The 14,884-nt window shown below is 50.0% G+C and carries 20 protein-coding genes; 7 read left to right on the top strand and 13 right to left on the bottom strand.

Translation table 11 applies throughout. From position 1 onward, the window contains the following. Window positions 1-26: 26 nt before the first annotated feature. Both EVJ33_RS11085 and EVJ33_RS11080 read right to left on the bottom strand, forming a co-directional pair. Window positions 27-713 (bottom strand): YtxH domain-containing protein, encoded by a 687-nt coding sequence (locus tag EVJ33_RS11085; RefSeq protein WP_131437121.1) that lies wholly within the window; start codon window positions 711-713, stop codon window positions 27-29. 22 nt (window positions 714-735) lie between these two features. After that, entirely contained in the window at window positions 736-1,260 is a 525-nt protein-coding gene (locus EVJ33_RS11080) for a DUF948 domain-containing protein (protein ID WP_131437119.1), read from the bottom strand. A 172-nt stretch (window positions 1,261-1,432) separates the two neighbouring features. Between EVJ33_RS11080 and EVJ33_RS11075 the strand changes: the two genes are divergently transcribed. Further along, a complete protein-coding gene (locus tag EVJ33_RS11075; protein ID WP_131437117.1) occupies window positions 1,433-2,545 on the top strand; it encodes an aminopeptidase in 1,113 nt (370 codons plus the stop codon). A 39-nt stretch (window positions 2,546-2,584) separates the two neighbouring features. On the opposite strand, the gene EVJ33_RS11070 is transcribed toward EVJ33_RS11075, so the two are convergent. The 6 genes from EVJ33_RS11070 to EVJ33_RS11045 all read right to left on the bottom strand — a co-directional run bounded on the left by EVJ33_RS11070 (window position 2,585) and on the right by EVJ33_RS11045 (window position 7,285). Continuing rightward, window positions 2,585-3,037, bottom strand: a complete 453-nt coding sequence (locus EVJ33_RS11070) for a Dps family protein (RefSeq protein WP_131437115.1) — start codon at window positions 3,035-3,037, stop codon at window positions 2,585-2,587. A 102-nt stretch (window positions 3,038-3,139) separates the two neighbouring features. Next, window positions 3,140-4,447: a UDP-N-acetylmuramate--L-alanine ligase gene (gene murC, locus EVJ33_RS11065; RefSeq protein WP_131437113.1), complete on the bottom strand. Its 1,308-nt coding sequence runs from the start codon at window positions 4,445-4,447 to the stop codon at window positions 3,140-3,142. 89 nt (window positions 4,448-4,536) lie between these two features. After that, window positions 4,537-5,454, bottom strand: coding sequence for a hypothetical protein (locus EVJ33_RS11060; RefSeq protein ID WP_131437111.1), 918 nt, complete (start codon window positions 5,452-5,454; stop codon window positions 4,537-4,539). 53 nt (window positions 5,455-5,507) lie between these two features. After that, window positions 5,508-6,128 (bottom strand): YtpR family tRNA-binding protein, encoded by a 621-nt coding sequence (gene ytpR / locus EVJ33_RS11055; protein ID WP_201739702.1) that lies wholly within the window; start codon window positions 6,126-6,128, stop codon window positions 5,508-5,510. A 48-nt stretch (window positions 6,129-6,176) separates the two neighbouring features. Further along, window positions 6,177-6,968 (bottom strand): DUF1444 family protein, encoded by a 792-nt coding sequence (locus tag EVJ33_RS11050; RefSeq protein WP_131437109.1) that lies wholly within the window; start codon window positions 6,966-6,968, stop codon window positions 6,177-6,179. 5 nt (window positions 6,969-6,973) lie between these two features. Continuing rightward, entirely contained in the window at window positions 6,974-7,285 is a 312-nt protein-coding gene (locus EVJ33_RS11045) for a thioredoxin family protein (RefSeq protein WP_131437107.1), read from the bottom strand. Between the two features lie 113 nt (window positions 7,286-7,398). On the opposite strand from EVJ33_RS11045, the gene EVJ33_RS11040 reads away from it, so the two are divergent. Then, on the top strand, window positions 7,399-7,731 hold the full coding sequence (locus EVJ33_RS11040) for a hypothetical protein (protein ID WP_131437105.1): 333 nt from the start codon (window positions 7,399-7,401) through the stop codon (window positions 7,729-7,731). A gap of 49 nt (window positions 7,732-7,780) precedes the next feature. Here the strand turns inward: EVJ33_RS11040 and EVJ33_RS11035 are convergent, their stop codons facing one another. After that, window positions 7,781-8,797 (bottom strand): PTS sugar transporter subunit IIC, encoded by a 1,017-nt coding sequence (locus EVJ33_RS11035; protein ID WP_131437103.1) that lies wholly within the window; start codon window positions 8,795-8,797, stop codon window positions 7,781-7,783. 126 nt (window positions 8,798-8,923) lie between these two features. After that, window positions 8,924-9,997, bottom strand: a complete 1,074-nt coding sequence (locus EVJ33_RS11030) for a M42 family metallopeptidase (protein WP_131437101.1) — start codon at window positions 9,995-9,997, stop codon at window positions 8,924-8,926. A gap of 136 nt (window positions 9,998-10,133) precedes the next feature. Between EVJ33_RS11030 and EVJ33_RS11025 the strand changes: the two genes are divergently transcribed. From EVJ33_RS11025 to dhaM, 4 genes are all read left to right on the top strand, one after another. Further along, window positions 10,134-10,436, top strand: coding sequence for a PepSY domain-containing protein (locus EVJ33_RS11025; RefSeq protein ID WP_021065576.1), 303 nt, complete (start codon window positions 10,134-10,136; stop codon window positions 10,434-10,436). 103 nt (window positions 10,437-10,539) lie between these two features. Then, window positions 10,540-11,517 (top strand): dihydroxyacetone kinase subunit DhaK, encoded by a 978-nt coding sequence (gene dhaK / locus EVJ33_RS11020; RefSeq protein ID WP_131437100.1) that lies wholly within the window; start codon window positions 10,540-10,542, stop codon window positions 11,515-11,517. Window positions 11,518-11,541: 24 nt separating this feature from the next. Continuing rightward, window positions 11,542-12,132 carry a dihydroxyacetone kinase subunit DhaL gene (gene dhaL, locus EVJ33_RS11015; protein ID WP_131437098.1) on the top strand — a complete coding sequence of 197 codons (591 nt, stop codon included), beginning with the start codon at window positions 11,542-11,544 and terminating at the stop codon, window positions 12,130-12,132. Continuing rightward, on the top strand, window positions 12,125-12,493 hold the full coding sequence (dhaM, locus tag EVJ33_RS11010; RefSeq protein WP_330857570.1) for a dihydroxyacetone kinase phosphoryl donor subunit DhaM: 369 nt from the start codon (window positions 12,125-12,127) through the stop codon (window positions 12,491-12,493). Before dhaL ends, dhaM begins: the two co-directional genes overlap by 8 nt. 24 nt (window positions 12,494-12,517) lie before the next feature. Here dhaM and EVJ33_RS11005 read toward each other — a convergent pair whose 3' ends face one another. Both EVJ33_RS11005 and trmB read right to left on the bottom strand, forming a co-directional pair. Next, window positions 12,518-13,027, bottom strand: coding sequence for a hypothetical protein (locus EVJ33_RS11005; protein ID WP_236634604.1), 510 nt, complete (start codon window positions 13,025-13,027; stop codon window positions 12,518-12,520). 105 nt (window positions 13,028-13,132) lie between these two features. After that, window positions 13,133-13,780 (bottom strand): tRNA (guanosine(46)-N7)-methyltransferase TrmB, encoded by a 648-nt coding sequence (gene trmB / locus EVJ33_RS11000; RefSeq protein ID WP_131437094.1) that lies wholly within the window; start codon window positions 13,778-13,780, stop codon window positions 13,133-13,135. A gap of 135 nt (window positions 13,781-13,915) precedes the next feature. On the opposite strand from trmB, the gene cydS reads away from it, so the two are divergent. Then, window positions 13,916-14,026, top strand: coding sequence for a cytochrome bd oxidase small subunit CydS family protein (gene cydS / locus EVJ33_RS15870; protein WP_021065570.1), 111 nt, complete (start codon window positions 13,916-13,918; stop codon window positions 14,024-14,026). A 45-nt stretch (window positions 14,027-14,071) separates the two neighbouring features. On the opposite strand, the gene EVJ33_RS10995 is transcribed toward cydS, so the two are convergent. Continuing rightward, window positions 14,072-14,872: a phosphotransferase family protein gene (locus EVJ33_RS10995; RefSeq protein ID WP_131437092.1), complete on the bottom strand. Its 801-nt coding sequence runs from the start codon at window positions 14,870-14,872 to the stop codon at window positions 14,072-14,074. Between the last annotated feature and the right edge of the window lie 12 nt (window positions 14,873-14,884).

Genomic DNA, 14,884 nt, shown 5'->3' with positions numbered 1-14,884 from the left:
CCCGGAAGGTCCGGACGCGTCATCACTTATTTGTTGCCGTTTTTTAAATCGTTTTTCAAGTCCTTCAATTCTTGTTTCGACTCATCGTCGAGCAAATCTTTGACAGGGGCTTCAAAATCCGATTCGTAGTTCTCTGATTGGTCACGACTGCTCGATGCTTCTTGTTTGTTCGTCGCCGATTTTTTTGTGTTCGCCTTGTTTTCAGATGCCTTCGATTTTTCAGTAGACGCATCAGATTTGGCGTCTGCTTTCGACGAATCATTCGCATCTTTCGGTTCGCTCGATTGATCTTCTGAAGCGCGATCCAGTTGCTCTTTCACTTCAGCTTCTGCCTCGGCTACGAGTTGATCGGCTTTCTCCATCGCCTCTTCAATTGACAACTCGTCTTCATCGACTTGTTGTTTCAATTCTGCGGCTTCACGCGCTTTATCTTTAACGAGGTTCAAGACCGGCGCTGCTTTATCGCTCGCGACTTTAATCCACTCGCCGACGACTGGCTCCGCTTTTTCGCGTACTTCTTTCGATTTGACCGTCAATCGCTCACGCGACGTCGCCGTCTTCTCATCTAAATACGTACGCACTTCCCGACCGCTCTTCGGTGCTGTGAGGAGCGCCACGGCTGCACCGATTACGCCGCCGAGAACGACACCTGCCAAAAATCCACCGCTCGATTGCTGTTCGTTGTTATATGTTTTGTTCTTGTCGTATGTCATCGTTACTTCCTCCTTTTGCTAGTTATGATTTAATCGTATCGTCTGTCGCAATTAGCCCTGGTGAGACCGTTGTCGGTTCTTGTTCTTGTTTACGGTCCCGACGACCGCGACGACGTGATGGTCGTTCATTGGAAGACGTTTCGGTTTTATTTTTCTTAAATAATTCTACAGCGACAGAACCCCATCGTACCGCCTGGGCAATTTGTTCTTTATTTTCGTCTGCTGCCACGTGAACAGAAGAAGAAACCGTTCGTACCGATTCCGTCACTTCGTTAAGCGACGTGCCGAGCTCATCAAGCGCGTGAGCCACCGGTGCGAGCAATTCTGTTTTCTCTTCGACGTTATCTACGAGACGGTTCGTCTTATGTAAGAGCGCCGTCACTTCCATTGTGATTCCGTCTAATTGACGTTCTAAGTTTTCGGTCGTGTTGGCTACGCTGCCGAGTGTCCGATTGACGTTCGACAAGACACGTGCCAAGAAAAATACGAGTACGACAAATGCGAGTGCCGCGATGAGCCCCGCAATGCCTCCTAATGTGATTTCCATGCATTCATTCCTCCTATTCGATAATGTGGTGTTTTCATTATAGCACCATTATGACTGAAAAGATTTGTCACAACCGTTTTCGCCATCCGGTCTGATTATTCCTTTACCCGTTTTTATGTTTTCGATTACACTAAAATAGAAATAAATTTAAAAAAGTTAAAGGGGTGGACGTATGAGAGATCCAAGAATCACACAACTCGCCGACGGATTAATCAATTATTCAGTCGAATTGAAGCAAGGGGAACGCGTTCTGATTGAAAATTTTGGCGTTGAGGAGTCGCTCGTCGAAGCGCTTGTCGAAAAGGCGTACGAAGCTGGGGGGCATCCGTTCGTCTTGTTGAAAGAGAGTCGTATTTTACGCAAACTCTACACAGGCGCGAGCCGAGAGCAACTCGAGCTCATGGCGGACATCGAACGTAAACAGATGCAGGCAATGGATGCCTACATTGGACTTCGTGCCGGAGACAACATTAACGAGCTATCAGACGTTCCGGCTGAACAACAAAAACTCGTTGGAGCCACGATCGGAAAAATGCATACTGAGGACCGCGTCAAAGGAACGAAATGGGTCGTCCTCCGTTACCCATCACCATCAATGGCACAACTCGCCGGCAAATCGACCGAGGCGTTCGAGGACTTCTACTTTAACGTCTGTACGCTCGACTACGGCAAGATGGACCGGGCCATGGATGCTCTTGTCACGCTGATGAACGAGACAGACCGTGTCTCAATCAAAGGACCGGGGACTGACCTCAGTTTCTCGATTAAAGACATCCCGGCGATCAAGTGCTCGGGTCAAATGAATATCCCGGACGGTGAAGTATTCACAGCGCCGGTCAAAGACTCCATCAACGGCGTCATCACGTACAACACGCCGTCTCCGTATCATGGCTTCACGTTCGAGAACGTCTCATTGACGTTCAAAGATGGAAAAATCGTCGACGCGACGGCGAACGATACGGACCGGATCAACGAAGTGTTCAACACGGATGAAGGCGCCCGCTACGTCGGCGAATTCGCAATCGGTGTCAACCCGTACATCCAGCATCCGATGAAAGATATTTTGTTCGACGAGAAAATCGACGGTAGCTTCCATTTCACACCGGGTCAGGCGTATGACGATGCCTATAACGGGAACGACTCTTCGATTCACTGGGATCTCGTCAATATCCAACGCCCTGATTACGGCGGTGGCGAGATTTGGTTCGATGACGTATTGATTCGCAAGGACGGACGTTTTGTCGTCGACTCGCTCTTGCCACTCAATCCAGAAAATTTGAAGTAACAAAAAACAAGCGTGCCGATTGCGGCACGCTTGTTTTTATTATAGCTTCGTCTTTTTGCCGAGTGCTGCCGACATCATCCAAATCTCTTTCTCGAGACGTTCGATATGAGACACGAACGTATCTTCGATTGCTTCGTCCCCGTCTTCGAAGTTTTCCATCGCGTCTTGCATTTCTTGGCGAATCTGTTTGAAGTCACTGATGACGTCCTTGATCATTTGCTCCGTATCCGCATGACGATCCCCTTCTTGCAACGTCGAATGTTCGAGATATTCTTTCATCGTGGCATATGGTTCGCCATCATTCATCAAGAGACGTTCCGCCACGTCATCGTATAGTTCAGCGACGAGGTTATACAGTTCCTCCAACTTTTCATGGTACGTGAAGAAGTGAGGTCCGCTAATGTACCAGTGGTAGTTATGCAGTTTGACGAATAAAAGGCCATAGTTGGCCACCTCTTTGTTCAATGTACTCAATGCGCCTTGGCTTGCCATTCTTAACATCTCCTTTTCCAAATTCAGTCGCTAATACTATTACCGTCTTGACTTGATGTTAAACACAAAAAAAGCGAACGGCATTAGCCATTCGCTCTAGATTCACGCTTCAAGTTGGACGTGATTCTCATATTCACGTTGATACGTTTGGATGTCTCCGGCTCCCATGAACAGGAGAACCGCGTCTCTGTGTTGACTCAAGACACTGACCCCGTCACGCTTTAAAACGTTCGCCCCTTCGATACGAGACTGCAGGTCTTCGATTGTGACCGTGCCTTCTTGTTCGCGAGCCGAACCGAAGATATCACACAAGTACACGACATCCGCTTCGGCTAATGCCGCAGCGAAATCATCCATAAATGATTTGAGGCGGGTATATGTGTGTGGTTGGAAAATGGCAACAACTTCACGGCCCTCGTATTTTTTACGCGCCGCTTCCACTGTCGCACTGATTTCACGTGGATGATGGGCATAATCATCCACCAACACTTGGTTTCCGAGTGTCGATTCACTGAAACGACGTTTCACGCCATTAAACGTCTCGAGACGGTCTTTGACCAATTCTTTCGATAAGTTCTCATAGTCACACGTCGCGATCACGGCAAGAGCATTCAAGACGCTGTGATTGCCATATCCCGGAATCCGGAACGTCCCATAGAAGTCATCACGCAAATAGACGTCAAACGTTGTCCCGTTGTCCGTCGAGTTCACGTTCTCGGCGCGGAAGTCGTTATGGGCGCCGAAACCGTAATAAACGATTGGCACGTTCGCTTGAATGTGTTGCAAGTTTTCATCATCACCACAAGCGATGATCCCTTTCTTCACTTGCTTCGCCATCTCTTGGAACGCGTCGATGACGTCATCGAGTCCTGAGAAATAATCCGAGTGATCAAAGTCGATGTTCGTCATGATGGCGTAATCTGGACGGTAATATAAGAAGTGACGCTTATACTCACAAGCTTCGAAGACAAAGTTTTTTGAGTCTTCGACTCCTTCTCCTGTCCCATCGCCAATCAAGAACGACGTCGGCTCAATGCCGCGCATGACGTGTGCCAAGAGGCCTGTCGTCGACGTTTTACCGTGCGATCCCGTAATGGCGACACTCGTGTAATGGTCGGCCAATTCGCCGAGAAACTCATAGTATTTGTATATCGTCAATCCGAGCTCTCGTGCTCGAACGACTTCAGGGTGATCGTCAGCGAAGGCGTTGCCCTGTACGACGATTTGCCCTTCGGTAATATTTTCAGGATCAAACGGAAGGATTTCAATTCCTTTGCGATTCAATGCTTCTTCAGTAAAAAATGCTTTGTCAACGTCCGAACCTCGGACCTCATTGTTCATGTCATTTAAAATTTGAGCTAAAGGACTCATGCCCGTTCCTTTAATTCCGACGAAGTGATAACGGTTCATCTGTAAATAGCCCCCCTAATTCATTGCGGTCTGCAGAAAAAAATGCGACAAACCTTTGTCATTATAGCAAAACTCCAGGAGTCATGCTATTACAGATTATTGTTTTTTTTTGCCAAGCGACGACTCTTATACATCGCCATCCGGTCTTGCGGTGTCATCATGACGTTGAGTGGTGGGCCACCCGCTTTATATGAGACGCTCACCGCAGGGGTCAATTCTTCTTCGTCGGACACTTCAATGGGGTCTTCGCCCTGTAATGTTTTCGCAACATCTTCCATGATCGGAGCCACCGTCTCAATCGGCGCCTCGAGCGAAACGTTTTCGTCTGTCACGTCCTGCTTTTCTTCCCGGACTGCAATCTTTGCTGATTTCAACTCTGTCGAATCCATGAACACCGAGGCGAACCCGCTCTCTAAAATCGATACTTCTCCGAGAATTGGTTTGGTATCTTGTGCAGCCGTTTCGTCTTCAGAAACGATTATTTCATCGGTCGTTTCCTTGGAAATAATCATCTCTTCGCTCGGCATGTCCGCTTGCTCAGTGACAATTTCCTCAAGTTTTTCCGCTGACGGCGCTTCTACTGATGGATTTGCTTCTGACGGCTCTTCTACTAATGCCGAATCGAGTTCATCCGTGCTCTCATCAAAAGATTGCGTTGTCGTTTCGTCAGCGGTCAGTATCGGTTCCTCGATCAGTTCCATGTCAAGCTCTTGTTCGACTGGAACAGCTGGTGTCGGGACATCATCTGCTACTGGTTCGATCGATTGCGCGACTCGCTTGGCTTGCCTGACCGATAAATCATCTCTCGTCTCGGGAGAATGCTCGATCGGGAGATCAATTTTCGGTTTAGGTCGAGCATAACCGTAAATCGGTGATGGTACATCTGACGGGATGAACTCATCCTTCGGCTCGGCCTTCGGTGCAGGTCCACCTTTCTTCCCTTCTTGGGAAAGTTCGCGTCGAATTCGGTCTGCTTGCTGTTTTAATGAACGTTCATAGGCATCCATACTTGATTCCTCGCTTTTTCACTCAATCCTATTTAGCAAAAAATCGGTCGAATTTAGCGACCGATTTCAAATGCTTTCCCTACTTCATATTCGTCATCCAATACGAGAATCCCTTTTTCTTGCGGTGCGTCAGCTAAGTTCAATTCTCGCGCTGAACAAATCATACCGTGTGAGCTTTCGCCCCGTAATTTTGATGGACGAATGATCAAACCAGACGGCATGACAGCCCCTGGTTTCGCAACGACGACTTTTTGGCCGGTTGCGACATTCGGTGCGCCACATACAATCTGGACGTCTCCTTGATCGGTCTCGACTTGGCAAATCGACAACTTGTCAGCATCCGGATGTTTCTGCGCTTCCTTCACATAGCCGACAACAAACTTCGGAGTAAAATCGACGCCTGACAACTCGGCTTCGATGTTTTGTTTGCGCAAGATGACACCGAGCGTCTCAATCAATTCCGCCGTCAACTCGACCGGACCGTGCCAGTCGCTGACGTCAAAATAGTTACTCGCATTGAAGATATTATAGCCATTGACTTTACCGGTCGTTGATTTGACAATGGCAACATCATCTTTCCGTTCAACGACTTGATGGTGACGATCGCCTTCTCTTAACAAGACCATGAGGACATCGCCGATTCCTTCACGGTTATAAAAAGCATTGATTTGCATACGTAAAAACGCCCCTTCTTTCAAACTAGACACAAATAGTTTAGCAGATTATGCGTCCGTTGGTGGGTTCTTTTTTCCGACAATGAAAATTGGTTCAAGAACGCCGTCCTCATAATGGAAAGAAAGAGCCGTCACCGGGATTCGCCCATTCGTGAAAAAGTCGAACATGAGCTGTTGCATCGCGTCATAACCTTGGTCGTTTCGGATGTCCGCGATAATCATCACGTCCTGGTGCGGCACCCCGACGAGCATATCGCCTTCGATGCGACGCTCCATGACGCGCAAAAACTCATCGTTTAAAATACGTGACGCTTCATAGCCGTCCCGAGCCGCTAGGAAATAGAACGTATTCCCGGCCACGGTGTCTTCTTTTAAATCGGTCGGTAACTTTTTGACGTTGTCCCGTGCCAACTCATCGAGGCGAGTCAAAGGCATCCCGCCTAAATGACGCTCTTCAATCAACCGATAGCCGTTGCCCAAATCGAGCGCGTAAAAAACGGACGTCTCGGCTGTATGCGGCGTCGTCGCGAGGGCTTCCCCACGCTTCGTCTCCGTCGAGAACGAGGCCGAGCGGATGACAGGGTAAAGGTTCGCTTCATTGCCAGCGAGTGTGACCGCATCGTCCGCAGAGAGCGCTGTCTTGATGTAGTCGACGACCTCGTCGATGGCGATTTCTCCTCGTACTTTCGTCTTCGCTACGAGCGGGGCGAGACGGATGTTGACACCGAAACGGTCCGTTGCCCGTTCGATGCGCAACACCTCGTTCTCACGGTCGTAAGAGGTGCGGTACCCTTCCGTGAACCGGCGTTCGAGATGACGTCGTAACTCATTGCGTTCCATCTCATTCACCCTAACCCATGAAGGAAAGCTTCAACTTGCTCGGGTGTCTTCCGTTCGCGTCCAACATAGCGATCAACTTCTTGTCCGCCGTTGAAGGCGACAAAGCTCGGAATCCCAAAAATGTCGAGCTGTTGCGCGAGTTCCATCCATTCATCACGATCGACATAATAGAACGTCCAATCTTCGAACTTCGCTTCGATTTCTGGCATGAACGGGTCGAGGAAACGACAATCGCCGCACCATGTTGCCGAGAACATTAAGATGCTCTTCCCTTGTTTCGCTTCTGTATACTCGTTCATCGTTGTCAATTGTTTCATGTTCACCACTCCTGTTCTTTTTTCCCCATTCATGATAGCATAAGTCCGTTGTCACATTCCGCTCTCATGTTTGATGATCTCGAGAGCGAAGATTACGTGAAAAAGGTGAAGTCATGACAAAATGGACACGTGAACAGTTGAATCCAGAAATGAAACACCCGCTCGAGCAACTCGTCGGCGTCATCGGCATGCTGGCTATTCTGCGCTACGGCTACTTGTTCATCGATACGGACAAGACACGAAGCGAGATATTAGTATGGCTCGTAGTCGGGTTTGCTATGATTTACATACTAGAACGGGTCTTCAAGCGTCTCGTTCGTGCCTTGCCGATTGTTCGCAAACGATTTTTAATCCCCATCTACGCCGTCTTGCTCTTCTTATTTTTGGCGAGCTTCCGCGTTCCCCGCGAAACTGTCGACATCGTCCGACAGCTTTTCGGTTGGTGAACTGAAGAGAGCGTCCCGCTTATACGCCGGGACGCTCTCTTTCGTATGTTCAATATTCGATTTTCATATCGTTCGGGCGAATCCGGTTCATCCGGACCAACACTTGATAGACGGCATAGCTGAGTACAGCCGGGCCGACGATTAAAAAGCCGAGGACGACGAGGAACATATGCCAACTGAAGCCCATCGTCTCGAGCATGACAATCGGACCAACAAGACCGCTCGTCCCCATCCCGGCACCTGCCGCGACGCTTTCGAGCTCGAACAACAGAATCGCGATCGGGGCGAGCACGGCACCGGCAACGGTCGGCGGCAACAAGATCCACGGATTTTTAACGATATTGCCGACTTGGAGCATCGATGTACCAATCCCTTGGGCGATAGCGCCGCCAATACCGTTGTCCCGATAACTCGTAATGGCGAAACCGATCATTTGGGCGGCACATCCTACTGTCGCCGCACCTGCCGCAATCCCACTCAATCCGAGCATGAGGGCGATGGCCGCACTCGAGATTGGTGCCGTGAGCGCGAGCCCCATGAGCGTCGCGACGACGACACCCATGAACAACGGCTGTTGTTCCGTGCCCCACTCAATCCACGTCCCGAGCTGTGTCATGAACAAGCCGACGTACTTACCGATGTAGGTCGCACTCAAATAACCGACGGCAATGGTCGTGAACGGCGTGACCAAAATATCAAGTTTCGTCGATTTCGAGACCAGTTTGGAGACCTCGACAGCGAGCAACGTCGCCACATAACTGCCGGCTGGTCCGAACTCGTAACCGAACGCCCCAACGACGAGCGCCGAGAACAAGATGAGCGGTGGCGCCTGAAGCGCATAGGCGATTGCAATCCCGATGGCAGGACCGGTCAAGCCGATGGCCACATCACCAATCTCGATCAGCGTCGTTCCAAATCCGGACAGATTCGTCTCGAGCAACTGCCCTCCGGCCGTCTTCATGATTAAGCCGATGATGAGGGTGCTGAATAATCCGAGTGCCATATAACTGAGCGCCGTCACGAAATATAGTGACGGACTGAGTGTGATCCCTTTTTTCTTTAACATGGAAGTCCCTCTTTCCTGTCTTGTCAGTCGTAAAGTTTCTGTCTTCACACTTTTATCAGTATAAGTGTTTCTCGGAAAAATTCAACATGAAAAAACGCCACTACACGAGTGACGTTCTTTCAACCATTAGCGTGAAGCCCGAAGCGTCTCCATCGTCGAGCGATCAAGTCGTTTGACGAGCGCCTTCAGGAGCGCTTTCGCCGCATCATAATCGTCCGTATGCAGAATCGAGGCATGCGTATGGATGTAACGTGCCGCAACGCCAATCACTGCTGTCGGGACCCCTTCCCCGCTCATATGAATTCGGCCTGCATCCGTTCCACCTGGTGAGACGAAATATTGTGTTTTGATGTTTTCATCAGACGCCGTGTCGAGTAAGAAGTCACGCATCTCGGGAGACATGACCATGACCCGGTCAAGGATTCGGATTAGCGCCCCTTCCCCTAGTTGACCAAACTCCGTCTTATTGCCAGACGCATCGTTGGCCGGTGACGCGTCGAGTACGAGCGCGACATCCGGACGAATCATCTCGGCTGCCGTTTGCGCTCCCCGGAGACCGACTTCTTCTTGAACGGTCGCCCCAGAGAACAAGATGTTCGGATGATCGGCTTTTGTCGTCTCTTCGAGCAATTCGACCGCAAGGCCAACCCCGTAGCGGTTATCCCATGCTTTGGCCATAATCTTTTTCGGATGTTTGAGCGGCGTGAACTCGCTCGTTGGCACTGCAGGAAGACCAGGACGCACGCCCCATGATTCGGCCTCTTCTTTCGTGTCGGCGCCGATGTCGATAAACATCTGTTTCATATCCATCGGTTTACTCATCGCGTCCGGTCCGAGCAAGTGCGGCGGTGTCGATGCGACGACGCCTGGAATCAACCCATCATTCGTCACGATATCAAATCGCTGTGCCATGAGCACTTGGCTCCACCATCCGCCGAGCGGCTGTATGTAAAGCATTCCGTTTTCTGTGATTCGCGTGACCATAAACGCGACTTCATCCATATGTCCGGCGACCATGATACGTGGTCCCGCCTCGTCTCCGACCCGTTTCCCAAAGATCGAGCCGATGCCGTCCGTCATGACCTCATCGACGTGCGGTGTGATTCGGTCGCGAACAAACTGACGGACCTGTGATTCAAATCCAGGTGCGCCCGGAAGCTCTGTCAACGTCTTAAATAAATCTCTCGTTTTTTGTTCCATTTTCATCCATCCCTTCAACCGTTCTTGTTTCATTATATACAGAACTTTTCGGCAGATGCGAATGGTTTTCTTTCCAATGGGGTACAGGTTTTGGTACGATGTACATGATAGCCATAGTTCAAGGGGAGGTAGTCATATGAAGAAAAGGTATTGGTTAGTTGGGATCGGGGTTGCCATCGCAGCCGCACTTATGACGAAAAAAGTGTTAGATGAACGAAGCTTATCGGCCGAGGACGCACTCGAGTACACGAAACGGGCATTCTCAGCCAAAGGTCACGTTCAAGGCGCATGGATTTCGGCATCACCCGAGATTTATACGTATGACGGACGTGAGTATGACGTCTTTAAAGGCGGCATTTCGGTTCTCGAGAACGATGAAGAGAAGACGTACCAATTCACGGTCGATTCAGAGACTGGCGCTTTACTTGAATATGCATGAGATGGAGTCGGCGATGACATTCGCCGACTTTTTTGTTTAATTTGGGCAAAAGAGTGGAAAATTGAATATGGTACTTTTTAAACTCAAAAAGGAGTGATCCCACGTGAAGAAACTGATCGGTGAAGCAAACGAACTCGTGTCACAAATGGTCGAAGGAATGGTCCATGCCCATCCTGAACTGTACGGTCGTGTGGAAGGATTCAACGTCATCTGTCGTGCTGACGGGGCTAAGTCTGGAAAAGTCGGACTTGTCTCGGGTGGAGGCAGTGGTCACGAACCAGCCCACGCCGGTTATGTAGGTGACGGGATGCTTGATGCTGCCGTGTGCGGTGAAGTGTTCACGTCCCCGACCCCGGACATGGTGCTCGAAGGCATCAAAGCTGCCGACGGAGGAAACGGGGTGTTACTCGTCGTCAAAAACTATGCGGGTGACGTCATGAACTTTGAACTCGCCGCCGAACTTGCGGACGCTGAAGGAATCAAAGTCGACCATGTCGTCGTCGCCGATGATGTCGCTATTGCGAATAAGGAAGATCGTCGCGGTGTCGCCGGAACCGTGTTCGTGCACAAGATTGCGGGTGCGGCCGCAGCGAGCGGGAAATCACTTCCCGAAGTGAAAGCGCTTGCGGAAAAAGTCGCCGCCAATGTACGCTCGATGGGAATGGCCGTCGAACCGTGTTATATGCCAGTGAGTGGGAAACCAGGTTTCGACTTGAATGAGGAAGAGATGGAAATCGGGATTGGAATCCACGGTGAGCGTGGCGTCGAACGGAAACCGACGACGAACGTCGATGCGATCGTAGATGATTTGCTCGACCACTTGAAAAAAGAAGTGAGTCCTGGCGAAGTCGCTGTCATGGTCAACGGCATGGGCGGTACGCCGTTATCCGAACTGTACGTGACGTACCACTTCGTCGCGAAAAAATTGGAAGCTGCCGGCTACAAATTGAAACGGAAATACGTCGGTAACTATATGACGGCACTCGAGATGCACGGCTTCTCGATCACCCTGCTGCCGCTTGATGAAGAGATGACGGGCTATCTCGATGCACCGTCGTCAGCACTCGGTTTCAAACTCTAATCCATCAAATGAGGTGTTTATGCAATGTTGACAATTGAAGGATTCAAGCAAGCATTACGACATGCCCAATCAGAGATTGAGGCGAACAAAGATACACTGACTGACCTCGACCGCGCCATCGGCGACGGGGACCATGGAATCAACATGTCGCGAGGTTTTGAAGCAGTTCTGACCGTGCTCGATGACGACTATGCCACACTTGGCGACTTGAGCAAAAAAGTCGGAATGACGCTCATGTCAAAAGTGGGTGGCGCAGCGGGACCGCTGTACGGATCGGCATTTGTCAAGGCAGCGCCTAAATTCGGTGACGCGACCGAAGCTGATTTCACGCTCGTCAAAGAAGCGCTTCTCGAGGCGTCGTCAGCGATCAAAGCTCGAGGAAAATCTGAAGTCGGCCAAAAGACAATGGTCGATGTGTGGGAACCGTTCTTGAGCGATTTGAGCGAGTCGGACGACTTTGATACGAAACTCGATCAACTCGTCAGTGCGACCGAGGATATGGTCGCCACGAAAGGACGGGCATCTTATTTCGGTGAGAACTCACGTGGCACGGTCGACCCGGGCGCACTCTCAAGTTCCATCGTGTTGAAAGCGATCATGAAGGAGGTTGAGTGACATCGTAGAGCTCATCATCGTCTCCCATAGCGCCAAGATTGCTGAAGGAATCCAAGATTTGATGAAAGAAATGGCACCGACCGTCCCGATTCATTTAGCGAGCGGGCTCGAGGACGGGAGCATCGGGACCGACGTGACCCGCATCCTCGAGGCAATCGAGGTCGTCGACAAAGAAGCGCTTATCTTGTCCGATATCGGTTCAGCCACGATGAACGCTGAACTCGCCGTCGATATGTATGAAGGCGATAAAACGATTCAGTTCTATGACGGACCGATCGTCGAGAGCGCCTTCGTCGCTTCCGTTTCATCCGGTAATGGAATGGACGTCGCTCAAATCGTCGAGCAATTGAAGATGGCATAAAAAAAGAGCCTCGCGGCTCTTTTTTTAACGTGGGTTATCGTTTTTCTCGTAAATCGGGTTCATGTACTCGGTCGTCGAGTAGAAACGTGGCACGACAACAAACAAGATCACGGCCGGCACTGCGATCAACAAAAGCAAGATCAAGACAGGCAACCAGTAGACAACTTTTTGTCCGAGCATGTCGATGTTTGCGTCTGAGAATTCAGTCGCACCTTCCACTTCAGCAAGATCAGCTGTCGCGAGGATTTTGTTGTCCGTCGCGTCGTAGTAATGGAACTCAGTCTTACGCGTAATGAAGATCCCGTCACGAATCGTATCCAATTCGACAACCGCTGCGATGACTTCGTTGCCATTCGAGTGACGGAGCGTCTCCTCTTTTACGATTTCAGCCGTTCCTTCTTTGTAATCATAGTGCGTGGCTTTCAAGTCCTCTTCAAGGGCGTCCAAGAACGCCTCGTTCGCCGAGGTATTAAGTGGTGCGATTGTTAGAATGAAGATTAGTGCAAGCAGGCTTGCCCATGCTTTTTTCAACATCCCCATGTTCCCCCTTCTCTAATTCCAGTTTAGCGTCATTCCTATTGTACCAAGAAGAAAGAAAAAAGTGTGAAGAAAATGCTATTAAAATAAGAAAAAAGCGTGTCAAATTTTCGGGCGGAACGCGGCCTCCATCCGATAAATCGGTTGTCCCATGGCGCTGAAGCGCTCTTCATACTCGGTCCGGACATTATCCGCAGGTTCATTTACATGAAGATCAAGTGAAATATCTGTGAAGTACATGCCGTATTGGCTCATACTTTCGAGCGAATATTCAAATAGCCCCCGGTTATCCGTCTTAAAGTGAATTTCACCTCCGCGCGGCAAGACAGCCTCGTATGTAGCGAGGAACGTTTTATACGTCAATCGACGTTTCGCATGTCGTGTCTTCGGCCATGGGTCTGAGAAGTTCAAATAGACGCGATCGACCTCGCCAGCCTCAAAATAGTCGACGAGTTGCTTCGCGTCAACGGTCAAGACGCGAACGTTTGGCATCGGCGTCTCGACGAGCTTTTGCACGATCGATACGGCGACACTCTCAAATAACTCGATGGCGATAAAATTGACGTCCGGAAATTGTTTGGCCATACCTAAGATGAATTGCCCTTTTCCCGACCCGACTTCGATAAAGAGCGGATGGTCGTTCCCGAATTCTGCTTTCCAGTTCCCTTTCAACGTTTCGGGATGAGTGATAAAGACGTGTTCTTGAGCCTGCATATAATCTTTGGCCCACGGTTTGTGACGTAAACGCATGTTTTTCCTACCTTTCGTTCAAGAAATGTTCAAGTTTCTGCTGACTAGCCGCTTCACGCGAGCAGTCCCCTTGCGATTATACACGAAATCATTGTTTAATGAATGTGAATCATCCCTCACAAGGAGGTTATATCGATGAGCACGTTGGATCAATTTTTAATCTTTTACGCGGCCCCACTCACTTTCTTCGGCGCCGTCATCGCCACGTTCGTTTGGGCGTACTTCATGAAACCTGATGATGTCTAATGCATATGGAAAGGGATGGCTCACACTCGTGACCCATCCCTTTTTTCATTGTGTCCGCTCATCTGCCTCATCAAGCAGTTCACGGAGCACGGTCAATCCTTCTGCCCGGGCGATGCCGTTCTGTTCTCCATACAAAGTAAGAACCGTCTGGGCGATCGCATACCAATGCATCCGGTAATGGAGCTCGGATGTGTAACGGATGCCGTAATGGCTGAACCACATCTCCCAGTCCGCCTCATCGACATAACTGTAGACGACCATCGCCAAATCAAAGGCGCGATCAGCAATGATCGCATCATCCCAATCGGTCAAATATAACAGGCCCGTCTCGTCCTCAATCCAATTATTATGGTTCAAGTCCGAGTGGCAGACGACCAGTTCACGTTCGTCATCGATTGGTTGATGGGTGGTCAGCCAACGGATTGCCTCATCGATTGTCACGTCCGCCTCGTCTTGCTCATAGGCGGCACATTGCCGAAGCAATAACGTCGACGTGACCGGTGTATGATTCAACTGCTGCAGCATGAATAATAGCTCTTTCGAATGATGAATCTTCCCAAGCTGTGCCGCCACATCAGACCGTTTCATATCAGTTGGTGATAGCTCACGACCTTCGATGAACTGTTGGGCACTGAGGACGTCACCGTTGAACATCCGTTTCGTCCACAGCAATTTAGGGACGATGCCTTCGGCGGAAAGAATGGCTAGAAACGGAGACGAGTTCCGTTTGACAAAAATTTTCTGTTGGCGCGTCGTCGCTACGTACGCTTCGCCTGTAATTCCACCTGCGGAAGCCACCGTCCACTCTTCACCGAGCGCACCGATTATATCTGAATACATATTCATCACGCTCAAATC

This window comes from Exiguobacterium sp. SL-10 (genome assembly GCF_004337025.1).
GTDB lineage: Bacteria > Bacillota > Bacilli > Exiguobacteriales > Exiguobacteriaceae > Exiguobacterium.
Note: the sequence above shows the minus strand (reverse complement) of the source record. Positions and strands in the feature narration are given on the sequence as shown.